General features: G+C 64.3%; 22 protein-coding genes. 8 read left to right on the plus strand and 14 right to left on the minus strand.

The window, feature by feature from the left end; genetic code table 11:
- The first annotated feature begins 81 nt into the window (after positions 1-81).
- Both LGH83_RS07230 and LGH83_RS07235 read left to right on the plus strand, forming a co-directional pair.
- Positions 82-1515: a hypothetical protein gene (locus tag LGH83_RS07230; protein WP_227401202.1), complete on the plus strand. Its 1434-nt coding sequence runs from the start codon at positions 82-84 to the stop codon at positions 1513-1515.
- Between the two features lie 386 nt (positions 1516-1901).
- Positions 1902-2066: a hypothetical protein gene (locus LGH83_RS07235; RefSeq protein WP_165491212.1), complete on the plus strand. Its 165-nt coding sequence runs from the start codon at positions 1902-1904 to the stop codon at positions 2064-2066.
- Between the two features lie 108 nt (positions 2067-2174).
- Here LGH83_RS07235 and LGH83_RS07240 read toward each other — a convergent pair whose 3' ends face one another.
- Together LGH83_RS07240 and LGH83_RS07245 are read right to left on the minus strand one after the other, a co-directional pair.
- The gene (locus LGH83_RS07240; RefSeq protein WP_227401203.1) at positions 2175-3572 is read right to left on the minus strand and encodes an AtzE family amidohydrolase; all 1398 of its coding nucleotides are present in this window, start codon (positions 3570-3572) and stop codon (positions 2175-2177) included.
- Positions 3569-3757, minus strand: a complete 189-nt coding sequence (locus LGH83_RS07245; protein ID WP_227401204.1) for a DUF4089 domain-containing protein — start codon at positions 3755-3757, stop codon at positions 3569-3571. The genes LGH83_RS07240 and LGH83_RS07245 overlap by 4 nt, the downstream gene beginning before the upstream one ends.
- 111 nt (positions 3758-3868) lie before the next feature.
- Here LGH83_RS07245 and hpxZ point away from each other — a divergent pair, with 111 nt between their 5' ends.
- A complete protein-coding gene (gene hpxZ / locus LGH83_RS07250) occupies positions 3869-4252 on the plus strand; it encodes an oxalurate catabolism protein HpxZ (protein ID WP_227401205.1) in 384 nt (127 codons plus the stop codon).
- 34 nt (positions 4253-4286) lie between these two features.
- On the opposite strand, the gene LGH83_RS07255 is transcribed toward hpxZ, so the two are convergent.
- Entirely contained in the window at positions 4287-5060 is a 774-nt protein-coding gene (locus tag LGH83_RS07255; protein ID WP_131118795.1) for a ferredoxin--NADP reductase, read from the minus strand.
- A gap of 269 nt (positions 5061-5329) precedes the next feature.
- Between LGH83_RS07255 and LGH83_RS07260 the strand changes: the two genes are divergently transcribed.
- The gene (locus LGH83_RS07260; RefSeq protein WP_227401206.1) at positions 5330-6526 is read left to right on the plus strand and encodes an amidohydrolase family protein; all 1197 of its coding nucleotides are present in this window, start codon (positions 5330-5332) and stop codon (positions 6524-6526) included.
- Positions 6527-6566: 40 nt separating this feature from the next.
- Here the strand turns inward: LGH83_RS07260 and LGH83_RS07265 are convergent, their stop codons facing one another.
- The 3 genes from LGH83_RS07265 to LGH83_RS07275 form a co-directional block, all read right to left on the minus strand.
- Positions 6567-7019, minus strand: coding sequence for a MarR family winged helix-turn-helix transcriptional regulator (locus tag LGH83_RS07265; protein ID WP_227401207.1), 453 nt, complete (start codon positions 7017-7019; stop codon positions 6567-6569).
- A 194-nt stretch (positions 7020-7213) separates the two neighbouring features.
- A complete protein-coding gene (locus LGH83_RS07270; RefSeq protein WP_227401208.1) occupies positions 7214-7933 on the minus strand; it encodes a cytochrome b561 domain-containing protein in 720 nt (239 codons plus the stop codon).
- A 405-nt stretch (positions 7934-8338) separates the two neighbouring features.
- Positions 8339-9616 (minus strand): FAD-dependent oxidoreductase, encoded by a 1278-nt coding sequence (locus LGH83_RS07275; RefSeq protein WP_227401209.1) that lies wholly within the window; start codon positions 9614-9616, stop codon positions 8339-8341.
- 407 nt (positions 9617-10023) lie between these two features.
- On the opposite strand from LGH83_RS07275, the gene LGH83_RS07280 reads away from it, so the two are divergent.
- Genes LGH83_RS07280 through LGH83_RS07290 form a run of 3 tightly spaced genes read left to right on the plus strand, consistent with a single transcriptional unit; the run spans position 10024 to position 13352 of the window.
- Complete coding sequence (locus tag LGH83_RS07280) at positions 10024-10719, plus strand: ECF transporter S component (protein ID WP_227401210.1); 696 nt, start codon at positions 10024-10026, stop codon at positions 10717-10719.
- 9 nt (positions 10720-10728) lie between these two features.
- Entirely contained in the window at positions 10729-12543 is a 1815-nt protein-coding gene (locus tag LGH83_RS07285) for an ABC transporter ATP-binding protein (protein ID WP_227401211.1), read from the plus strand.
- On the plus strand, positions 12540-13352 hold the full coding sequence (locus LGH83_RS07290) for an energy-coupling factor transporter transmembrane component T family protein (RefSeq protein ID WP_227401212.1): 813 nt from the start codon (positions 12540-12542) through the stop codon (positions 13350-13352). The genes LGH83_RS07285 and LGH83_RS07290 overlap by 4 nt, the downstream gene beginning before the upstream one ends.
- A gap of 9 nt (positions 13353-13361) precedes the next feature.
- Here LGH83_RS07290 and LGH83_RS07295 read toward each other — a convergent pair whose 3' ends face one another.
- Both LGH83_RS07295 and LGH83_RS07300 read right to left on the minus strand, forming a co-directional pair.
- Positions 13362-14768: an amidase gene (locus tag LGH83_RS07295; RefSeq protein ID WP_227401213.1), complete on the minus strand. Its 1407-nt coding sequence runs from the start codon at positions 14766-14768 to the stop codon at positions 13362-13364.
- Between the two features lie 13 nt (positions 14769-14781).
- Positions 14782-15882 carry a ring-opening amidohydrolase gene (locus LGH83_RS07300; RefSeq protein ID WP_227401214.1) on the minus strand — a complete coding sequence of 367 codons (1101 nt, stop codon included), beginning with the start codon at positions 15880-15882 and terminating at the stop codon, positions 14782-14784.
- A gap of 228 nt (positions 15883-16110) precedes the next feature.
- On the opposite strand from LGH83_RS07300, the gene LGH83_RS07305 reads away from it, so the two are divergent.
- Positions 16111-16893 (plus strand): aspartate/glutamate racemase family protein, encoded by a 783-nt coding sequence (locus LGH83_RS07305; RefSeq protein ID WP_227401215.1) that lies wholly within the window; start codon positions 16111-16113, stop codon positions 16891-16893.
- On the opposite strand, the gene LGH83_RS07310 is transcribed toward LGH83_RS07305, so the two are convergent.
- From LGH83_RS07310 to LGH83_RS07335, 6 genes are read right to left on the minus strand one after another with little or no spacing between them, the layout of a single operon-like run.
- Positions 16868-18394 carry an amidohydrolase family protein gene (locus LGH83_RS07310; RefSeq protein ID WP_227401216.1) on the minus strand — a complete coding sequence of 509 codons (1527 nt, stop codon included), beginning with the start codon at positions 18392-18394 and terminating at the stop codon, positions 16868-16870. The two genes, LGH83_RS07305 and LGH83_RS07310, sit on opposite strands and share 26 nt — an antisense overlap.
- The gene (locus tag LGH83_RS07315) at positions 18391-19791 is read right to left on the minus strand and encodes an amidase (protein ID WP_227401217.1); all 1401 of its coding nucleotides are present in this window, start codon (positions 19789-19791) and stop codon (positions 18391-18393) included. The genes LGH83_RS07310 and LGH83_RS07315 overlap by 4 nt, the downstream gene beginning before the upstream one ends.
- A gap of 2 nt (positions 19792-19793) precedes the next feature.
- Positions 19794-20642, minus strand: coding sequence for a carbon-nitrogen hydrolase family protein (locus LGH83_RS07320; protein WP_227401218.1), 849 nt, complete (start codon positions 20640-20642; stop codon positions 19794-19796).
- A complete protein-coding gene (locus LGH83_RS07325; protein ID WP_227401219.1) occupies positions 20639-21439 on the minus strand; it encodes an ABC transporter ATP-binding protein in 801 nt (266 codons plus the stop codon). The genes LGH83_RS07320 and LGH83_RS07325 overlap by 4 nt, the downstream gene beginning before the upstream one ends.
- Entirely contained in the window at positions 21439-22332 is an 894-nt protein-coding gene (locus LGH83_RS07330; RefSeq protein WP_227401220.1) for an ABC transporter permease, read from the minus strand. Before LGH83_RS07330 ends, LGH83_RS07325 begins: the two co-directional genes overlap by 1 nt.
- Positions 22329-23393: an ABC transporter substrate-binding protein gene (locus tag LGH83_RS07335; protein WP_227401221.1), complete on the minus strand. Its 1065-nt coding sequence runs from the start codon at positions 23391-23393 to the stop codon at positions 22329-22331. Before LGH83_RS07335 ends, LGH83_RS07330 begins: the two co-directional genes overlap by 4 nt.
- Between the last annotated feature and the right edge of the window lie 23 nt (positions 23394-23416).

Genomic DNA, 23416 nt, shown 5'->3' on the forward strand with positions numbered 1-23416 from the left:
CCGGCATGGCGGAAACACGCTCCGTGATCCGCCGCGATGCCGTCGCGGCGCATTGCTTCGATCTGAGAGCCGGCCTCGTCCATGACCATCGGGCTCATCGGATTCATCACGCTCGTGCTCGGCCTCTTGGCCTTGGCGCGGGGACCGGCCCTGGCCATGATGATCTTCGCGCCGCTGACCCTGCTCGGATCGGCCGCCGCGATGCTGCTCGGGGGGGCTGGCTCCATCCAGCCCGCGCATCTCTTCCTCGGCTTCGTGACGTTGATCCTCGCATCCCGCCGTTCATTCTGGACCGCAACGCTCCGCTCGCTGACCTTCCCGAACGACGGATTCTGGCTGCTCGTCACCGTTTCATATGGCGTATTCGGTGCCATCTTCTTTCCGCGCGTGCTGGCGGGCGTCACCTCGGTCAATGCGATCGGAGTGACGGATTACGGCCCGTCGCTGCTGCGAGTGCCGCTCGGGCCGTCCTCCGGCAACATCACGCAATCGATCTATCTGGTGGCGGATCTGATGTGCTTTCTCCTGGCGCGATCGTTCGCCGGCACGCCGCTCGGCTTTTCGACCCTGACCAAGGCGATGCTGCTTTATTGCACCATGAACATCGCTTTCGCTCTGATCGACATCGCAACCTTCTGGACCAACACGGGCTTCTTGCTCGATTTTATTCGGAACGCCGACTACCAGCTCCATATCGAAACGGTCGTGACGGGCCTCAAGCGCATCGTCGGGTCGTTCACCGAAACCTCGTCCTTCGCTTATGCGTCGCTCGGTTGTCTTGGCTTTGCGGCGGAGCTCTGGCTAGCGGGAATCTGGCCGCGACGCAGCTTGGCCTTGAGTGCGATCTCGCTCGTCCTGCTGATCTTCTCGACATCGAGCACGGCCTATGCGGCGACACCGCTCGTTCTGGCATGGCTTTATGGCTCGTCGCTGCTTCGCGCCGCACGCGATCGGGTGACGCCGGCCACCTATGGCTTTCTGGCCTTCACGCCCCTGGCTGTCCTTGTCGTCGTCGCCGTCATCGTCCTCAATCCTGTCGCCGACCAGACGGTGCGCGACTTTCTGACCGTCATGCTGTTCGACAAGGGCTCGAGCCAATCGGGGATCGAGCGCGGGCAATGGAACGAGACGGCGCTCCAGAACGCCATTGACACGTTCGGCTTGGGCGGCGGCCTGGGAAGCATCCGCGCCTCGAGTTTCCCCATCGCACTTCTGTCCAATCTTGGTATCCCGGGAACCCTGGCGTTCACATTGTTTCTCGCCAGCATTTTTCTCAGGCGCGCGAGTAGGCCGATCGATGACGATGCCGGACCAGTGCAACGCGCTGCCCGCACGGCCTGCGTCGGGCTGTTGATCGGCGCTACCGTTTCGGGTGCCCTGGTCGACCTTGGAATGCCGTTCTTTCTCTTCGCCGCACTGGCAAGCGCGGAGCCTCGTCACCGAGGACGTGTGACAGTCAGAGGCAATGAGGGCGTGCCATTGCGGCAAAGCTCGGTCGCGCTGGTCCAATCCTAGCCTACCGATATTGCATCGCACCATTCTGAATGGAACGGTGTGATAGGTGGGTTGCCCGGGTCCCAACGTCTCAAAACCAAACCCAAATTTGCGTTTTGTTCGGAAAATTGAGCTATGCACCGAGCTATGCGATTTCAGGGGATTCGCTTAGAATTAGGGCAGGTGCCGAGCATTTCATCACCAGATCTGGGCGTAAGGATCGTGATGCCATGCGCCTTACGCACGTTTCAACTCTTAACCGATCTTCACGATGGCATGATCGACACGCTGATCTGTGATGCAGCAATGGATGTTGCGATGCACAAAGGCGACCATTAGTTTGATGGTCAAGGCCGGTGGCGTTCACTCGATTGAGCGTCACCTAACAAGACCGAAGGACCAAACTCATGCTCAAGACCATCGTGGCTACCGTTCAGAAGCAGATCTCGGATCGTCGTCGCTATCTCCGCGCCATCGCCGAAATCGATCAGATGTCCCAGCGCGATCTCTCCGACATCCGCGCCGATCCGGCCGAGATGCGTCAGCAAGTCTGGCACGACATCTACGGCTGAGCCGAACAACCCCTGCTTTTTTCGGGCACGGGACTTTTAAAGTCCTGTGCCGAAAAAACCGAACCGACAAGCGCTCGGTTAGAAATTCGACCCGTCTTTTCGCAACTCTCAGAGGGTCGCTACGGGAGATAGGGCGGCGCCCATCGCTTGAAGAGACGCTGCAACCCGTAACACGTGATCTTCGCGCCATGGCGCACCGATGATCTGGACGCCGATCGGAAGCGTCTCGCCCTCGGTCCAAATCGGGACGGTCACGACCGGCAAGCCGATGAACGAGATGGGCTGCGTGTAAAGGCCGAGATTGGCTCTCACGCCCATCACCTGACCGCCTACCGTCATCATTGTTTGTCCCAAGCTCGGCGCGCGGCACGGTGTTGCTGGTGCCAAGAGGATGTCGGTTGTCTCGAAGACGCACGCGAGTTGGTCGGCGAACCATCGTCGAAATCTCTGCGCTTCCATGATCCAAGCGGCCGGTAGCATCGCGCCCGCCAAAAGACGGTCGCGCGTCGCGGGGTCGAAATCGCCGGCGCGGGTTCTCAGCCGCTCAAGGTGCAAGGCTCCCCCCTCGCTGGCGCTGATCAGGTAAGCGGCAGCTCGCGCACGATGCGCCTCGGGCAATTCAACTGTTCCCGTCACGTTCAAAGCGGCCGCACAGCGCGCGACGGCCGCGAAGGCTTCGGGTTCACCACCTTGCGCGAAAAACCCGCCCGCGACGGCGATCCGGAGGCCGTCGGCTCCCTTTGACAAGGCTCCACGCACCGGCTCGCTCGGTCGTTCGGCGCAAACCGGGTCGTCGGGATCGGCGCCCTGCATGGCGTCATAGGCCAGCGCGAGATCCGCCACCGAGCGGGCCATCGGGCCAACGTGATCGAAGCTCGTCACGAAGGGGAACGTGCCAGCGCGTGAAAGACGCCCGTAGGTCGGCTTCAGTCCGAACAAGCCACAGAGCGACGCCGGAACGCGGATGGACCCGTTCGTGTCAGACCCGAGTGCCAACGGCACCAAGCCGGCCGCAACCGCGCTGGCCGACCCGCCCGACGAGCCGCCGGACATGCGCGACAGATCATGGGGGTTTCTGGAGGGTCCGTCGTGGATGTTCTCGCCGGTAAAGTCATAGGCATATTCACCCATGTTGAGCGCCCCGACGCAGATCGCGCCCGCCTGTTCCAGTCGCCTGACCAGGGTGGCGTCCCGCGTCGCGGGCGCGTCGTCCCGGTTGATGAGCGAGCCGGCCCGCGTCACGATACCCTCGAGATCGAACAGGTTTTTGACCGCGAACGGCACACCGGCCAGTGGTCCGAGTTCGCTTCCGTTGCGCCGCGCGTCATCGACGGCGCTAGCCCTCGCCAGGGCGCGATCAGCCGTGACGGTCGTGAATGCGCCGATGTTCGGGTCGATTAACGCGATGCGGGCCAGAGAGGCTTCGACGATCTCGCGCGCCGACACCTCGCCACTCGCAACCGCGCGGGCCAATGTGGCGGCATCCTGCTCGAAGAAATGTCTCACGGTCGGAAGACCGGTGCGGGCTCGTCCCGATCGTCGAGCGGAGCATCCCGAAGCAGGGCCGCGAAGCGGATCGCGATCCCGAGATTGGTGACGATGCCGGGCCGATATTCGGGCTCGATCTCGATGTCGAGAAGCGCCGCCATGGCGTCGATCAACGTATCCGGCTCAGGGGTTTGCTGCGGCATCCAGACCTCTTCATTCGTCGGCGCTCGACGCCGCGATCTTCAAGCCAAGCCAAGCGAGACGCAACCCGCGCGGCGATGTCTTTCGCGCGATCGGCGCGCTATAGCGACGCCATGATGATCAATGACCCCGACACCATCGCCGAAGTCGAAGTCGCCTTTGCGGAATATGAGCGCGCCTTGACCGGCAACGATGTCGCGGTTCTCGACCGGCTGTTCTGGCAAGACGCGCGGACGATCCGCTATGGCGCGGCCGAGAACCTCTATGGCTTCCGCGAGATCGAGGCCTTTCGAGCGTCGCGCCCAGCTACCGGGCTCGACCGCACACTGGCGCGAACCACGATCACCAGCTTCGGCCGTGACACCGCGACAGCCTGCACGCTTTTCACCCGGGCCAACGCACCGGGCCGGGTCGGCCGCCAGACCCAAACCTGGGTCCGCATGCCGGATGGTTGGCGGATCGTGGCGGCGCATGTCAGCGTGATCCCGACGCCTTAGACCGCGATCACGCCAAACCCCAACCTTCGACGACTCAGCGTTCGACAAAGGCCTTTTCGACCACGAACTGGCCGGGTTCGCCGTGATTTCCCTCGATGAAGCCCTTGTCGAGCAGATGGGCCTTGATGTCCTGCAGCATATGCGGGCCACCGCAGATCATCACACGGTCATGCTCGGCTTCGAGCGGCGGCAATCCAAGATCGGAATAAAGCTGACCCGATTCCATCAAGGCCGTGATGCGGCCGTTGTGGCGGAACGGCTCCCGCGTCACGGTCGGGTAATAGACCAGCTTTTCGCGGATGAGCTCGCCGATGAGTTCATCATGGGGAAGGATCTCGGCAATATCATCGCGATAGGCCAATTCGGACACCTGTCGCGTGCCATGCACGAGGATGATCTTCTCGAAACGATCGTAGGTCTCCGGATCCTTGATGACGCTCAGGAACGGCGCGAGGCCTGTCCCGGTCGACAAAAGATAAAGATTGCGACCCGACATCAGATTGTCGATCACGAGCGTGCCGGTCGCCTTACGGCCGACGATCACCTGATCCCCGACCTTCAGATGCTGGAGCCGCGAGGTCAGCGGCCCTTCAGGCACCTTGATCGACAGGAATTCGAGCTCGCTTTCGTAATTGGCACTGGCGACGCTATAGGCGCGCAGCAAAGGCTTCCCATCCACCTTGATGCCGATCATCGTGAACTCGCCGTTCCGAAATCGAAACGAGGGATCCCGGGTGATTTTGAAGCTGAACAACCGGTCGGTCCAGTGGCGGACGTCGACGACGGTTTCTTCGAAGAGGTTGCTCACATCATCTCCGTTCGAGGAGCGCCCGGTCGGTCTCGACCAAGGACGCCAGTGGGTCACTTGACTTGCGCGACGCCGTCAATGCCCCTTGTTGTGCATTGCACTCAAAGCATCGTTACGGGTGGAACTCAAGTCACGGCTCCATTTACGCGCGCGATATTCATTGGTACACAAACAAATAAGCGCGGAGTGCCATGTCGCAAGCGTGGCGGGGGCCGGAGCTTCCGAAGCCGCTGCCCTGACCAAGCCCTGCCTTCAGAAGGATCAGATTCATGGCGCATGACGCAACCGCTCCTGGCCCCTCGGGGAAACTCGTGGTCCGCAACATCGGCCTTCTGCTCAGCGGCGATCTCACGCATCCCATTCTCGATGCCGATACGATCGTGGCGGTCGATGGCCGTATTACCGCGGTTGGCCGCGCCAAGGATCTCGACTGCGACCAGGCCACCACCATCATCGACGCGCATGGCTGCGCCGTCTCGCCGGGGCTGATCGACAGCCACGTTCACCCGGTCGCCGGAGACTGGACCCCCCGCCAAAGCCAGCTGAACTGGATCGACTCGACCCTGCATGGCGGCGTGACGACGATGATCTCGGCCGGTGAGGTCCATACGCCGGGCCGCCCGAAGGACATCGTCGGCCTTAAAGCCATGGCGATCTTCGCGCAGCGCGCCTTCACCAACTTCCGGCCGGGCGGTATGAAGATCCATGCCGGAGCGCCGGTGATCGAGCCTGGCATGGTCGAGCAGGATTTTAAGGATTTGGCCGACGCGGGCGTGCGGCTGCTCGGTGAAGTTGGGCTCGGCGGCGTGAAAGATGGCGCGACGGCGCGCCAGATGGTTGGCTGGGCGCGCAAATACGGGATTCAATCGACCATCCATACCGGTGGGCCATCCATTCCGGGATCGGGTCTGATCGACTCGGCCGTGGTGCTGGAGGCCGATACGGACGTGGTCGGTCACATCAATGGCGGCCATACCGCCCTGCCGGACCGCGAGATCCGCTGCATTTGCGAGGGCTGCAAGCGCGGCCTCGAGATCGTGCATAACGGCAATGAGCGTGCGGCTCTCTACGCGATGCGGACCGCGCGGGAGATCGGTCAGATCGAGCGCGTCATTTTGGGGACGGACGGCCCGGCTGGATCAGGCGTGCAGCCGCTCGGTATTCTCCGGCTGGTGTCGATGTTGTCGTCGCTGGGCGACGTTCCGGCCGAGGTAGCGTTCTGCTTCGCGACCGGCAACACAGCGCGGATGCGCTCGCTCGATTGCGGCATCATCGAAGTCGGCCGGGCCGCGGATTTCACCTTCATGGACCGGCCACAGCATGGCGCCGGATCGACGCTGCTGGACGCCGTGCAACTCGGCGACCTGCCGGGAGTCGGTATGGTGGTAATCGATGGTCTGGTCCGCACCGGCCGCAGCCGCAACACGCCGCCTGCCGTCAACATACCCGAGGTCGTTGCCCGGTAAAGCGCTCCGGGCAGCGCTCGACGCCTCGTCTCGTCGGAGACTACCGCAGACGCGACAGCAGCGCCTTCAGCATGTCGCGCTCACGCTGGTCGAGAGGCGCCAACGTCTCTTCGGTAATACAATTAGCCTGCGGCATGAGCCGCTCGACCAGCGCGCAGCCGTCCTGAGTGAGCGTGACCAGCCGTCGCCGGCCATCGTCCGGGGCGGCCCGCGTATCGGTGAGACCACGCTTCGACAGGCGATCGACCACGCCCTTGATGGTCGCCGCATCCATGACGGTCAAACGCCCAAGCAGGTTTTGCGACAAGGGCCCGACTTCATACAGCTTGGAGAGAGCGGCCCATTGGGTCGACGTCACCTCGGCCTGAACGCCGGCCGCGAAGATGGCTGCGTGTCGCTGCGCGACCTGCCGGAGGATGAAACCGATCTGATCATCGAGCAGGTAGGCCGCTGGCTTTTGCGTCACGAGGGTGGGACCGACACCATCGCTCATCGCTTCACCATCCGCCGCGCGCCTCGTTTGTCCCAAACCGATTAACCGGCTCAGGCTACCACATCGAGAGATCGGCGTTGGAGGTTTTCGGATGGCTTCGAACTCGTCGATCGTGCCGTCCGGCATGACCCCGCAAGGCCTGTCTGACGGTATCGCTCTGCGGGTCCGCAGCGCTTCGGACGTGGCGGCCGCCATTAGCGGTCCGACATCGACCGCGCATCATCGCGCGTCCCGGACCAAGCGGCTGGTCCCCACAAGGCCGCGTGAGTGTCGACCCAGCGCCCGCGGATATGGCTATCCAAGATGGCGAGCACGATCGCCATCATCGAGATCGCGAGAAGAATGCAAAGCCAATCCGGTGAGCCGGCGAGATCAGCACCCAAGATGATCGTGATCTGTGCAAGAACGAGCAGGCCCCATCCTATGGTTTTGTGCCAAGTCTCGAACACCCGTCGGCGCAACGACATGTCGTAGTGGTCGCCGCGCCATGTCGCTGCGATAGCCGCTTCTGCGCCGCTGTCGGTCGGGCCACCCTTTGTCCCGCGCAACAAGGGAGACAAAACCTGAAGCCAGGCAAAAACCATGACCACGAGGCCGCAAACGCCGTGGACCGTTCCGACGTGGCCCCCAACGTCTCTGAGGATCACGAGAACCGCGACGGTTGCCAGCGTGGCGCCGACATATTGCAAAGCGCGGTGGCAGTTCCACCAGAAGGGGTGATCGACCACGTCCGGGAAGGGTTGAGCCGGCATGACCTTGAAATAGCGAGCCACAAGACCGCCGAGCGGCAGGAGGCACCCCCACGACACGATCATCAACGCAGCATGGACAGCCATGATCGGAGGCAAAACATCTGCACGCCACATGATGACGGCGGCCGACAAGGTCGCGACGATGTTAATGGCGACCAGCACGAGGCACGGCGATACAGTTTTTTGACTTGAACTCAGCTGTGACCGCGTCGGCTGCTTCATTGAAGGCTCCCCTCCCCCGCCCTTCGTTGGCTCGATCGCTGGGGACCCGTTGAACCGCGCCACGCTGGACAACCGGATCGACCGCTGACGACGTCGACAAGAGCATTCTGCCCCGAGGTTATTGCCTCAAAGGATAGCTCGATCTCGCTTCGGAGCAACGATGAGCGGCAGGGTCAGGCGCGTGATTTCCGCGCGGCATGATCTCTCGGCGCCGACCTCTCGAGGATGGCCGACAGGCTTGGCCGTCGTGCCTGAGGATCTCCGGATGGTCTCCGATCTCACCGTCGAAGAGGAAGCGGCGGTCAGGCCGCGACAGTCACGCACCGGGTGCCGGATTGTCAGCGGTCAAGCGAATGTCCGACGTCGGTCGTCGGCACGGTCCATGCGTGGCAACGGCACGTCGCGATACAGTGTCTTCAGCTGCAGGAGAAACGGCGCTTCGGTCTTCCAGCGCGTTCCCTCTATCGGGTCGGCGCCCGCCAGCATCGTGTCCGTGGCGGCGCGCGAGAGATCAACGACGAAGCGGATGCGCTCGGCCCGCCGCTCTTCGACCCGCGCCGGCACATCGGCCAAGCCACCCTTCCGCGCGAGCGCCAGCCTGATCTCATCCACCGCCACGCAAGCATCTTCGCAGGCCTGGGTCGCGCCCTGGCCGAGGGTCGGCACCATGGGGTGCGCGGCGTCGCCCGTCAGCAGGATGCCGGCTTTCCTGCCGTAGCTCACGCTGCCTTCCTGAAGGCGAGCCCAATGAAGACGATCCGCGTGGCGGGTTATCGCCTCGATCAGATATCCAGCCTCCCGCGACGGCGGCCCATCGGGCGGCATGTAAGCGGCGCGTAAGAAGTCGGGCTGCTTCATCGCCTCGGGGATCGCCCCTTCGGCCGGTATCGGGAAGGACCCGGCGCAATAGATCAAATCGCCCGGGACGCGGAAAGCCAGCAGACGATTCGGGCCGTTGAACCACTGGCCATAGTCGTCGATCGGACAATCGGGGCCAGCCGGAAACAACACGCGGTAGAGGCACACATTGAGAAACGCCGGCGTGTCGGGGCCACCCAGCACAAACTGCCGGATCGCCGAATAACGACCGTCGCCCGCGATCAGCAAGTCGATATCGTCGATGCGTCCCTCGGCTCCCGTTTCGCGGCTGCGCCAGGTCACGAACGTCGTCAGGCCGGGGCCGTCTTGACCGCATCCGATCAACTCGGTGTTGTAGGCGATATGGCCGTCGAGCGGGCCGCGGAGCAGCGCGTAAAGCTCGGCCCAACGGATGCGGACGCCGGCATTATCGGCCACGTCCATGAGCCGCAAATCCATCAACGGCCGGCCCGATGTGAGCGCGATCGTCCACTTGGACCATGGCAAACTGTTGCCCACGATCGCCTCGGCTTCGCGCGGCAGGTGGAGGCGCAGACATTTGATCGCATTTGGGCCGATGTTAAGGCCGGTGCCTGCTTCGCCCTGCTCATGCTCGCCGACCCGCTCGAGACAGATGACCTCGCAATCCGTTCGGTCGCGAAGACCGGATGCGATCAGGCTTCCGGCGATGCCGGCCCCCGCGATGACGATGCGCGGCTTCTTCATGACGATCGACACATGCGGTTCCGGATGGGTGAGGCTCAAACCTCGGGTTCGGATTGCACACGATCATGGGACGCCGCGCTGGACAAGGGCCAGCAACCGACCAAACCGGCCGGCCTCAAGTCGTTGCATAAGTTTTCATCGCCGCGATCCGCGCCTGACGAGTATTCGTCACGTCTTTACAGAAGAGACTTGCGCGTTTGATCGACGAGGCCGATCCATCAATGCTTAACACAGGCGCAACTGAACAAAAGACGCACTGAGGTGAGTAAATTTCAGGCTTGATGACGATAACCCGATCGCGCAACCTGCCATGAGATCGTTATGTTTCCCAATGTCGGAGCCCTTTGTGCAGAACAAAAGGGCCCTCCCCGATCTCGTGCCCGATCCCCGTGCCGCCATTGTCCTTCCGAACGTCGACGAATGCTTTCACAAAACGGAGTTATGTCATGAGCATCGGATCTATCTACCTGCTCGTCGTGCTAATCGGCGTCGCCTTGGCGGCCATCGCCTATTTCAGCAATCGCGGCACGGGCAAATTCTTCGTCAGTTTCACGCTGATCGAAATCGTGATCATGGCGGTGATCGGTGTCATCAACGGCGTACTTGGCACGCCAAATGCGATGTTGGGCCGACTCTTCATGACCTTTTCCGGATCTTACGGGTTCCTCGCTTTTGCGGCGATTTGCGGTGGCTTCTACATCTCGGGACCGCTCTGCGGGTACATCATCAGAAAGCCAGGGGCCGCGACGCTCGCCGAAACCATGAACGGCGTCGCACAGGTGCTGTCGGGCAACCCCAACGGCATCATGGTGTTGGCCGCAGGCTTCCTCCAGGGCTTCATGTCGGACCTCGGCTTCGCTTTCTACGGCTATCGCCGCTGGACGCTTTCTGTGCTGGCCCTGTCCGGCGCGCTTGCACCCCTTCTGCAGCAAATCCCGGAGGTCTATTTCTTCGGCGTCGGCGATATGGGCATCAGCTACAACCTCCTGGCGCTGATCATCCGTATGGGGAGTGGCGCGCTCTACGCGATCATTTTGGTGAAGCCCATCGCCATCGCGCTCCTGAAAGCCGGCGTCTTGCGCGGCACCCAACTCGCAGCCGACGAGCGGCCGCTCGCGACGACCCAGCAGAAGCTCGCCTGAGCCTCGCCGATGACCCTCGCAGCCGTCGCTGATCCGGACAGCACCTTGCAATCGAAGGCGGCTGTCGCGGTCGACCTTCGCTCCATCTCGTATACTTATGAAGGTGAGACCGAGGCCGTTCTGAACGACGTGACGCTGGAGGTTCGGGACGGCGAGTTCCTGCTGATCCTGGGTCCCAGCGGCTGCGGCAAAAGTACGTTGCTGCAACTGCTCAACGGCACGATCCCCCATACCCTGAAGGGAACGTTGACCGGGGAGGCCACGGTTTGCGGCAAACCACTCGCGTCGACGAAGGTCGCATCCTTCGCGACCGATGTTGGCATGGTGTTCCAAGACCCCGACTCGCAGATCATCTGCACACGGGTGCGCGACGAAGTCTGCTTCGGCCTCGAAAACCTGTGCCGGCCGGCGGCCGAGATCATGCAGTGCCAAGCCGACGCTCTGCATGTCGTCGGCCTCGACGGCTTCGGCGATCGCTCGGTCTTCGACCTGTCCGGCGGTCAGAAGCAGCGCGTCAGCATCGCGGCGGTGCTTGCGGTGCGGCCCCGACTTCTCGTTCTCGACGAGCCGACCGCGAACCTCGACCCTGCCGGAATGGCCGACGTCTTCGGTTTGCTCCACGACCTTTCCAAAGCCGGCACCACCATCGTGATGGTGGAGCACCGCGTCGACGAATTGGCCGATCGCGTCTCACGCGTCGTCATGATGGATCGTGGCCGCGTGACCTTCGACGGCTCTCCGCGAGCAGCGTTTTCGCGTCCACGCGCAGCCCTGTCCGAAGAGGGACAGGCCGTTCCGGTGAGCGCCTGGTTTCCACAAGCCTCGGAATTCGCCCTCGCGTTGAGCGCCGCCTGCGCGGCTCCTCTCTTGCCGGACGACATGCCGCTCGACGTCGCCGAGGCCGTCGCGCTGGGCAGCCGATTTGTCGGCAGCGCGGCGGCGAGACCGTCTGAACCCTCAGCCGGGAGCGGGCAGCCGGGCGACAAGCCGCTGCTCAGCGTCCGGCATCTGTCGTTCGGCTACGACCGGGCCGCGCCCATCCTCGACGACGTGTCGCTCGATCTCGGACGCGGCCATCTCGTGGCGCTGTGCGGCCGCAACGGCTCAGGCAAGACCACGCTGGCGCGGCTCATCATGGGCATCAACGACGCGCCGAAACAGTCGATCCTGCTCAACGGTAAAGACATCAGCGCGCTTGGCCCGAAAGAGATCTCGGCCGAGGTCGGCTATGTTTTTCAGAACCCCGACCACCAATTCGTGACCGACCGCGTCTGGGACGAGGTCGCCTACGGCCTCACGGTGCGCGGCATGTCGGATGTGGCGATTCGTGAGCGTGTCGACGAGGTGCTCGGCATCGTCGACCTCGCCCGCTACGCCGAGCGCTCGCCCTTCAGTCTCAGTCTCGGCGAACGTCGGCGGCTCAGTGTCGCCACCATGCTGGTGCTCGAGCCTCACCTGCTGATTCTCGACGAACCCACCATCGGCCAGGATCACGAACGCGCGCAACTGCTCATGGGGCTGATGGTTCGGCTCCGCGAGCGCTACAACACGACCGTTCTCATGATCACGCATGACGTCCGGCTCGTCGCCGAATGGGCCGATCGTGCGCTCGTCCTCAGCGGGGGGCGCTTGCTCTTCGACGGCAGCCCCGATGCCATGTTCGCCGATGACGCGCTGCTCCGTGCGGGTGGTTTGCTGACACCGCCCATCTTCGACATCAGCCGCGGGATCGCGGCCGCGCATCCGGACGGACCGGTGCGCCCCACGCTGTCGGTCCCAGCGCTGGTCTCAGCCATTACATTGTCGAGACGGGTGATGGCATGATGCGCTCGGGCGTTTTCCAATTCAGGTCTGGAACATCGTTTTTTCACCGGCTCGATCCGCTGACGAAACTGGCCTGGCTCGTCGGCATCTCGCTGCTGGCCTTCGGTGCCTATATCGCCTGGCTCCAGATCGTCATCACGGCGGTGGTGCTCTTCACGGCGCTGGTGCTGGCGCGGTTGTCACCGGTCGAGATCTGGCGCGGCACATGGCTCTTCGTGTTTGCCTGTTCGAGCTTTCTCGTCATCCAGACGCTCACGCTGCCGGGAACCCACGTCGCCTTCAGGATCGCCGGGCATCCCATCTATGCCGAAAGCTTCGATTACGCGCTCGCATCCGCGCTGCGGATCTACACCATCATCCTGTCGTCGCTCGTCTTCGTGCGAACCACCGACCCGCGCGAACTCGCCATCGCGCTCGTGACGCAGATGAAGGTGCCCTATCGGATCGCCTACGCGTTTTTCATCGCGCTCCGGATCATCCCTACGCTCGAGGACGAGATCAAAACCATCCGGGCCGCACAATCGGTGCGCGGCGTCGCACGACAGGGTGGGATCGCGGGCCGCATCCGCGAGATGAAGCGCTACGCGATGCCGCTGCTAGTCGGCAGCCTGCGAAAAGCCTCGATGATGGTCATGTCGATGGAGGCGCGCGCCTTCGGCGCCTTTCCGCAGCGGACCTTCGTGGACGCGCCCCAGATGACCTGGGCCGGCATGACGGTCTGCGCCATCATGCTGATCGCCGTGCTGGGCTGGTATCTGGCCTTGGGCCTTGGTTACGTTCACACGATGTATGTGCTCGCACCGGCCTAGGATGTCGTGTCATCCAGCTGTGAGGGGCGGGAACGCCCAGGCGGGTGCGTGAGCGGCCTCGAATGAAGCGCCGAAGGAGAGCAGGCCTGCGTCACTGCCGAATCGGCTCACGACCTGCCCGCCGATCGGCAAGCCGGATCTCGAAAAGCCCAGCGGCATCGCGAGCCCGGGGTTGCCCGCGAGATTGACCCAGCCGGTGTAGATGGCATGACCGCGCGGGCCGACCGTTTGTCCGTCGATCATCGGCGGGAAGGCGTCGGCCGCCGGCCAGGGCAGCGCCGCGGCACTCGGCGTCAGCACGAGATCGTAGCGCGTGAACAGGTCGGCGATCCGGCGGCGGAGAGCCGTGACGACCTCCATCGCGTCGACATAATCGGCAGCCGACAGCCTTTCGCCCTCCTGCGCCATCGCCTGGATCGTCGGTCCGCCCTGTAGGCGCAGCCGCTGGCCTGCTGCCCGAAAAGCACGCGCGACGCCCGCTCGACCGATCACGCGCCAAGCCTCGTCGACGGCGAGGCGGTCGAAGAACACACCGCCTTGCTCGACGACATGCCCCATGCCGGTCAACGCTGCCGCGGCCCTATCGGTGGCGGCTTCGATCTCGGGGTCGAGCGGCGCGTCGTCGAAGCGTGGCACGTAGAGGATCCGAAGCCGCGTCGGATCAGCCGCAAGCGGAACAGACACGAGCGCCGAGCGCGGATCGCGCACATCGGGCCCAGCCAGGACCGCATCGAGCAGCATTGCATCGGCGACCGAGCGGGTCAGCGTTCCGACGACCTCGCAGTCGGCGACCGTCTCCAGGAAACCGTCCCCGCGCGCCACATGGCCGATCGACGGCTTAAATCCGACGAGCCCCGTATGCGAGGCGGGCCGGCGGATCGATCCACCGGCATCGGTTCCGATGGCGGCGGACACCAAGCCGGCAGCGACGCTGGCGGCGGCGCCGCCGCTCGATCCGCCCGGCGTCAGAGCGGGATCCCAGGGATTGCCCGTGGTGCCGAACAGCGTGTTGGACGTGTAACCCTCGAGCGTCAATTCCGGCACGTTGGTCTTGCCGACGATCACGACGCCGGCGCGGCGCAGCCGCTCGACCGGAATCTCGTCATGGTCGGGCACATGATCGGCATAGGCGTGGCTGCCCCAGGTGGCGCGGAGGCCGTCGACCAAGAGATTGTCCTTGATGGTCATCGGAATGCCGTCGAGGCTGGAGAGAGCTGTGCCAGCCTTCCACCGCGCAGCGCTGTCCTGCGCTGCGGCTCGCGCCCCGGCCGCGTCGAGCGTCACGATGCTGTTCAGAAGCGGATCAATCCGGGCGATCCGGTCGAGGGAGACGTCGAGCACCGCGACGGGATCGAGGCGACCTGTGCGAAACGCTGTCGCAAGATCGGCCACGCCCAACTGCCACATGTCCGTCATCGTCGATTCTCCGTCAGACCCGCACGATGGCGGCGATCGGCGCTGCACCCGGCGCGCATTGATGTTCGGTACCGCCGGACACGAAAATAGCGGGGTCGCCCGTGATGCTGGCGATCACGGCGCCAAGCGCCGCGCGGGCATGGCGCTCGTAGTTGATGTCGGCATCCGACAGCATGGTGTTGCGTCGGCCCCGGATCGAGCCGGTCGGGCTCGCCTCCGCCTTGGCAAAGACGGCGGCGATTCGGGTCGCATCCTCTCGCGAGGGATTGCAGGAAAAGTCGAGCCCTGCATCCAGGAGGGCCGCCCTGACCCCATCGGCGTCGATCGCGTCGGCCAGCACGGCATGCCCGATGCGGAAGCCCCCCGAGGCTTTCGGCGAATTGCCGAACAGCAGCACCTCGCAAGCCTTCAGCTCGCCGCCCGCCGAGGTCGACGCGACCGACGAGAAGAGATCGAAACGCGTCGCGATCATGGCATCCGTCAGCTCTGCCGCCGCGATCTCGCCAAGCCCGAGCGCTACGCCGAGCGCGGTCGCGCCTCGCGCATAAGCCTTCGAGCCATTCGGATCGCGCGTCACGAGCCCTTTCCCGCGCTTGTCGGCGTCGGCAATGCTGCCCGGGGTCAGCAACGGTCCTTTGACCTGGACGTAATGGACGTCGGCTGGGTTTTCGATACCGGCCGCAACGAGGCAGCGCCGTACGGCGGCCGCGACCTCCTCGACCTGCACCATGGTGCCGACTTCCTCGGGCAGGATGTCGCGCGTGACCTCGATGCCGAGTGCCAGTCGCCCCTCAGCCTCGCCGACACCATTCCCGGGTTGATGTGTGAACACGGTGGCGTGCGGCGACAGCACCCCTTCGCATCCGCCCGACCATACAAACGCGATGCGTGTTCCGACCTCCTCGGGCGAGCAGCCGAGATAGCGGGCGAGCAGCAGTTGGTACGACAGCGTCGCAAACCCGCGCGTAAAATCGTTGGCGCCGCCATTCCCCTCCGTCTTGCCGATGAGGGCCACGATCGAACGAGGGTCGATTGTCCCTGCCGCGATGAGCCGCTCGAGCTCCGACACGTCGCTCGGTGCGTTCATGGCGACTTTGTAAACGCCAATATCCATTCTGTTTCTCGCTCAGTGAAATGTCATCGATTTTTGCGCCGAGCATGTCTCGTTAGGGTCGCCCAAAGCCGACCATCGACGAGCAAGCCCTATGCCGCACTGTTGTGCCGAGGCACGTCGGTGCGGCGGCTGAAGCCGAGCGGCAACAGGCCCGTCGCATGAAACTTGCAGACCCTGCAGGTCCGAGATGACCTCCTGGCCGTCATCCGCTCCTCCGGAGGCAGCCCTATGGATATTCTTCTGCTCAACCCCAACACCAGCGATGGCATGACGGCCCGGATGCTGTCCGTGGCTCAGAGCCATGCGGCACCCGGCACGACGATCCTCAGTCGCACGGCGCCACGCGGCGTACCGTATATCTCGACCCGGGCCGAGGCGCTCGTCGGTGGCGCGATTGCGTTGGAGATGCTGGCCGCCGAAACGGCATCCTACGATGCGGTCATCATGGCGGCCGTTGGCGACCCCGGGGTCGGCGCCTTGCGCGAGATGCTGCATGTTCCCGTGGTCGGCATGGCGGAAGCCGCGATGCTGACGGCCTGCATGCTGGGCCGGCGTTTCGCCATCGTGACCTTCGCGACCGCCCTGACGCCGTGGTTCCGGGAATGCGTGGAGCATAACGGCCTCACCGGCCGCCTTTCGGCAATCCGGTGCCTCGCCGAAAGCTTCATCTCCATCAACGACGTGCAAAGCGAGAAGGAGGAGGCGCTTGTGGCCTTGGCCAACCAAGTCGTCGCCGACACCGAAACCGACGTCGTGATCCTGGCGGGCGCACCGCTGTCGGGCCTCGCCGAACGCGTCAAGCACCGCATTCCCGTGCCGGTCGTCGATGGGATCGCGGCCGCGGTGAAGCAGGCCGAGGCCGTGGCGTCGCTTCATCTGTGCAAAGCCAGCGCAGGCAGTTTCAGGCGACCCGGCGGGAAACCCTCGCAGGGGCTCGAGCCAGGCGTGGCCCGCTGGTTGGGTGGCGCCATCGTGCCACCCCTTATCAAACATCACCCAGAAACCGATTGAGACCGACATCGAGAGCCGCAACCCGACGGTTGGCTTCGAGCAGCGCCGGAGCCGCCAGGGCGGCGGTGCGTCGAATGACGTCGAAATCGCGCCGAAAGGCCGGCATGGCGTCGTTCAGCTCGGCCCGGAAGGCTGCTTCGTCCACGGTGGTGAGCCGACCACATCGCATCACGATCCGGCCGCCGACCATCACGGTGTCGACCCCCTGCCCGCTTTCGCTGAACACGAGTTGGCGCGCGACGCTGTTGAGCGGCAGATAGGCGATGGTCGACAGGTCGATGAGGCTGAGATCCGCCTTCAGGCCCGGCGCGATCGCGCCGACCACATTGCCGAGTCCCACCGCCTGAGCGCCGCCTCGCGTGGCCGCCTCGATGGCATGCACCGCATGGACGCCGGTCGGGTTGGGATCGGCGACGCCGGCCAGAAGACAAAACATCTTCATGCCCTGAAACATGTTCTGGCAATCGCCGCAGCTGCAATTGTCGCAGCCGATCGAGAGGGGAATACCGGCTGCCTTCAGGGCCGCGATCGGTGCGACGCCGCTTTTCAGCTTCATGTTGCTGAGCGGATTGTGGACGATCCGCGCGCCACTGCGGGCGATGAGGTCGATCTCGTCCGGCGCGATCCAGACGCCATGCGCCATCGTGGTTCGTGGACCGAGAAAGCCCACCGCCGCCATATGGCGGATCATCGAGCCACCTTGCGATGCATAGACCCGGCGCGCCTTCGCGGTCTGCGCTTTGGTTTCGTAGACATGCGTGAACACCGGCAAGTCGTAGCGGTCCGACAGGCTGGCGACACCCTCGAGTAGACGATCCGATGACCGCTGCGGTCCCGATGCCGCGACACCCCAGTGCCACAAGCCGCCTGACGGCAGGCGCCGGATCTGGCTCTCCACGAAGGCCAGATCCTCCAACGGATCGCGCGGCGTGCCGGTCACGGACCGGCGTACCGGTTCGCTGAGATCATCCGGCAGAAACGGCGCGATATCGAGTTCGGCGAGATCCCGCAAGGCGAGCGCGAAGACCACACGGATGCCCACCTCGCGGTAGGCCGCGGCGATGATGTCGAGCGTCTCCTCGTCCTGCGGCACCAGCGTGCACATGTCCTGCACGGTGGTGATGCCCTGTTTCAGACATTCGATGGCGCCCAGCAAGGTGCGGAGGCGGAGCTCCGCCTTGCTGCGCGGGCCGAAGAAGGCGGGCTGGCTGTGCATCGCCCAGAGGTCGAAGGGCGCATCCTCGACCAACCCTTTCACCAGAGTGTCGTAGGAATGGTAATGAGCGTTGACGAAGCCTGGGACGATGAGACGATCCCGCGCGTCGATCACCTCGGCAAGGCCCCGTTCGGCCAGTTGCTCGACGTGCCGCTTGCGATCCCGATCGTCCTCCGGCGCCGTCACCGACAGGATGGTGTCGCCGTCGACCAGGACGTCTCGAAGCCCCGGGAGGTCGGTATCGCCGAGCGGGTCATACACCCGGCCTCCCTTGATCAGGATCATGACGCGGACCTTCGATGGGCTGTCGGAGTGGCGAGCACGGCTTCGGCGACATGGGCGAGCGCGAGGATCTGCCGGTCGGAGAACCGAGGCCCCGCGATCTGCAGCCCGATCGGCAGCCGGCTCCGCTCGGACGGCACCGGCATCGAAATGGCGGCGCATAGGCCATGGTTGAAGAATGGCGTGAAGGCGGCATGCGCCCGGTCATCCACCGCCACTCCGGCGATGGTGTCCGGTCCGAGTTGCCTGTGCGGCCACGCCAGACAGGGGCTCGTCGGGCCGATCACCATGTCGATTCCACTGTGAAAGAACCGCGCGGCCGACTGCATGATGTCGGACGCCATGCCCTGCGCCGCGAGGACGTCTCGCGCCGTGAGGCCGAGGCCCCGCTCGATCTGCGCGCCGATATCGGGATCGAAGCGGTCGGGATCCGTTCGCCAAGCCGCGCCATGACGCTGAGCCAGCCCGGCCCATTGCATCGGCATCAGTGCGGCTTCGCAGGCTCCCGCAGGCCAGAGCGGATCGACTTCGACGATCTGCAGCCCGGCCGCCCTCAGGCGCGTGACCGCCGCCTCGATCGCCTCGGCCACATCGGGATCCACCGGGCCGCCAAGCCCGAACGTCCGCGCATAGGCGATCGTCAGCTGCTCCGACGGCTTGAGGATGGGGGCCGGCAAAGCACAGGTGAGCGCTTCGGATGGGTCGGGGCCGAGAATCGCCTCGAACATGGCCGCGACATCGGCGACGCAGCGCCCCATCGGGGCGATAACGGAGGTCAGCGACGCCGATCCGGGAAAGCCGGGGCCGTGGGCGACGACGCCGCCCGATGGCTTGAAACCGACGACGCCCGTATGCGCCGCAGGTCGCCGGGCGGAGCCGCCGCCGTCGGTGCCGAGCGCCAGGGGCACCAGCCCCGCCGCCAGCGCACTGGCGCAGCCCCCGCTCGAGCCGCCGGGGGTCAGCCGGAGGTCGATCGGATGTCGCGTGACGCCGTACAACGGATTGGAGGTGACGCCTTTGCAGCCGAATTCCGACATGTTGGCGACGCCGACCACGATCGCACCGGCCCGGCGCAGTCGGTCGATCGAGAGGCTGCTGGCGGGAGCCACGAAATCCGCATAAAGGCGCGAGCCCTGCGTCGCGCGCCAGCCTTCCGCCCAGATCGCGTCCTTGATCACGATGGGAACACCGGCCAAGGCGGGGCGCTCGCCCGCTTTCAGGCGGCGGGTCAGCGCAGCGGCCTCGGCAAGACTTCGGTCGGGATCGACCGTCACGATGGCATTCAGGGCTGGATTATCGATCGCGATGCGGGCCAGGGCCGCCGCCACGACGTCGCTTGCATCGACATGACCCGAGCGGACGGCCTGCGCGATGGCGAGCGCGGAAGCGGGCTGTTGCATCGTCACGCCATGAGATCCGATCGGCGGTGCTCGAAATACCGGAGTTTCCGGCGTATCGTCGCGATCCCGGCGACATCGAGATCGGCGAGGACGAGGCCAGGACCGTCCGTGGTGGGACGCACGGCCAGCACGCTGCCGTCCGCGTCGATCACGGCCGAATAGCCGAAATTATCCACCTGGGCGCCGGCGACCATCTCGTCACCGACCTTATTGGCGCAGAGCACCGCGAGTCCGTTCTCCCGTGCGTGGGTCCGCATTTCGCCGATGAAGAAGTCCATGTCGTCACCGCCGCTGCCGGCGACCGGCACGACAACGAGATCGGCGCCCTTGCGGCGGAGAGCCCGCCACGCCTCGGGGAAGCGCCGGTCGTAGCAGACAAGAATCCCAAGGGTGATGCCTTCCGCCTGAACCACATAAAGACGGTCGCCGGGCGTGAAATGGGCCGGCTCGTCGAAACCAGGCGGCGGGTCGTCGCCGACCGGAAGATGCAGCTTGCGAGCCACCGGACCGTCCCGCAGGGAACGCCCGTCCGGCCCGAAACCGAGCACCGCATTGTGATAGGCTTCCGTTGTCGGATCTCGTTCGTAAATCGGCAGCAGGAGGGTGATGCCGAGCTCTCTTGCAAGCGCAGAGAAGACGGTTGCTTGAGCGCCATCCGCAGGTTCCGCCCACGCCCGATAGGGCTCGGGCTTGTGGCTACAGAAATAGGGCAGTGTCGCCAATTCGGGGAGCGCGACGATGCGGGCACCCGCGGCAGCGGCCTCACGAACCGCCGCGATGGCCACACGCTGGTTCGCGGCAAGATCGTCGGTGCAGCCCGGCAATTGAACGGCCGCCAGCCGGAGCGTCACGAAACTCGCTCCTGCTCCGCAAAGGCGCGATCCACCTCATCCCGCAGCAGATCGGTCAGGTGATCCGTCAGTGCCCGGAAGTCCGGGCTCCGTGGATCCCTGGGGCGCGGCATATCGATCGGCACGATGCTTTTGATGCGGCCGGGCCGGGCCGTGAACACCACCACACGGTCGGCGAGCGCTACCGCCTCATCGATGTGGTGGGTGACGAACAGCATGGATGCGCCGCTGTCGCGCCAGACCTCGATCAGAAAATCCTGCATCTTGGATCGGGTTTGCACGTCGAGCGCCGCGAATGGCTCGTCGAGCAGCAGCACCTCCGGGCGCAACGCAAGGGCGCGAGCCATGGCGGCGCGCTGGCGCATACCACCCGACAATTGATCGGGTCGCTTGTCGCCCGCGTCGCTCAGTCCGACCTTGCGGAGCAGCTCGGACGCGACTTCCTGCCGGCGTGCCAAAGACACACCCTGCAGTTTCAGGCCAAAGGTCACGTTCTCGCCGACCGTCATCCACGGAAACAACGACGATTCCTGAAAGATCAAGCCGCGATCGGTGCCCGGCCCCGTGACGGCAACGCCGCCGCTTTCGATGCTGCCGCTCGTGATGTTCTCGAGCCCGGCGATGAGATAGAGCAACGTCGACTTGCCGCACCCGCTCGGCCCGAGAAACACGACGAACTCGCGCCGATCGATGTCGAGGTCGATGCCGTCCAGGGCGAGAAACGGCACGGTTTCGGTCGGGAAGGTCTTGCCGACATTGCGGCAGCGCAGCAGCGGGGGCTTGCTCGTGTCCCGCATCACAGCCGACTCACCGCGCTCGACGGTACCCAGAAGAGCACCCGGTTTTGAATTTGCCGCAGAGCGACGTCGAATAGAAAACCGGTCAGGCCGATCAAAGTCATCGTGAAGAACGACAGGCTGGAATTGAAGGTGTTGCGAGCCAGCATGACAATCTGCCCGAGGCCACTCCCGACACCCGTAGCCTCGGCCACCAGCACCACCATCCAGGCCCCGAAGAGGTTCATCCGCAGCACCATGAAGAGCGATGGAAGAATCGCCGGTATGATGACGTGGAGGAACATTTGGCGACGGCTCGCTCCCATGATGGCCCCGACGTTGAGATAGGTTTTACTGACGGAATCGATCTGGCTGATCGTCGACAAGGTCATGACGAAGAACAGCGAGATGAACACCATGAAGATCGCCGGTGGATTACCGATGCCGAAAATGAAGATCGCGACCGGCAGCCAGGCGATCGGTGAGATCGGCGCCAGTAAGGTGATGGTCGGCAAGGCGAGATTACCGAACACCTTGAAGTAACGGATCAGCAACCCGCATCCGACGCTGAAGGTGAAGCCGAGCAGCAGGCCGATGATCACCCGCAGGCTGCTGGCCATGATGGTCGCCAACAGCGACTGGAACGCCCCCGACGTCGAGACTTCACCGACCACATCGCTCGAGACGAAGAACTGCGCCTGATCGGCGAAGCTCCGCAGGAAGATGTGAGGAGGCGGCAGCAACAACGGGTCCGCCCACCCGATCGCCCATGCGGCTTCCCATACGCCGGCGAAGCAGCAGATGGACAACAGCCACCAGCCTACGACGGTCGCGCCCTTGGCCACGCGCAAGCGCCGCGTAACCTTCAGAGGGGCCGCGAGCGGGGCGCTCGCGGTGAGGGGAAGTGACTTCATGCGGATTTGAGCTTGAGGCTGGCGTAGAGATCGGCATTCTCGGCGATCACCTCGTTCAGCATGGTCCAATCGAAAATGTCGGCGGTCGGCAAGGCTTTGATGTAGCGCAGATCCTTGAGGTTCTGGGCGCGTCCGAGGATGAACTCCTGATTCCGGCGCTGGTCGATCATGCCCGGCTGCTTGGTGGAGGCGTCCAGCGCTGCATCGAAGGTCGTCTTGAAGTATTTCGGCGTCGTCAGCTTGATGGCGGCCTCGCGATCGCTTTCCTCGAAGTGCTGACCCTTCATCATGGCTTTGATGAGCGCCTTCACGGCCGGGCGATTTTCCGTGATCAGCTTGGAGCGGACCGCGAGGACGCAGTCGGTATAGAGCGGGCCGTAGACGTCGGTGCCGTCCGAGAGTTTCACGGCGCCCTTGCGGGAGTTCATCGCCTGTGTCGCGTAGGGCTCGATGTGGCACATGGCGTCGATCGACCCGCCGATAAAAGCCGTCGCGAGTTCCGGCGATGTGCCGAAGTAACGGACCTTGACGTCCTTGAAGCTCATTCCGGCCTTCTTCAGATAGTCGAGCGGCAGCATCTCGAGCGTATCGGCCTGGAAGGTCCCGATGGTCTTTCCGCGCAGGTCTTCAGCCTTGTTGATGCCCTCCTGCGCCACGATCACGCAGCCCTGAACACCCGAGCCCGCGACGATCTTCACGGGTGCGCCCGCGTCATAGAGGGTCATGAAATTGGTGTAAGGCACGACCGATACGTCGACCACGCCGGCTCCGAACAAGGCTGCGATGTCGGCATTGGTGGGCGTCGTCACGAAATCGAGCTTGACGCCGTCCTCGGCCGCCAGATCCTTCTCCTTGACCATGAAGAAGGGACAGTTGCAAAGGCCGGTTCCGTGGGTGGCCTTGAGGGTCAACATCGACGCGGCTTCGGCGGGATCGGAGCAGAAGAAGCGGCTGGTCGCCAGCGCCCCGCCAACGCAGGCCGCCCGGGTCAGCAGCGTGCGGCGGTCGAGGGCGGTCCTGCCGAGAAGATCGAGATTGAGGGGCGTGCAATCGGTTGACATGCTGAGGTCCTTTTCAGAGGGAG

It is taken from the genome of Lichenihabitans sp. PAMC28606 (assembly GCF_020616535.1).
In the GTDB taxonomy this organism is placed as follows: domain Bacteria; phylum Pseudomonadota; class Alphaproteobacteria; order Rhizobiales; family Beijerinckiaceae; genus Lichenihabitans; species Lichenihabitans psoromatis.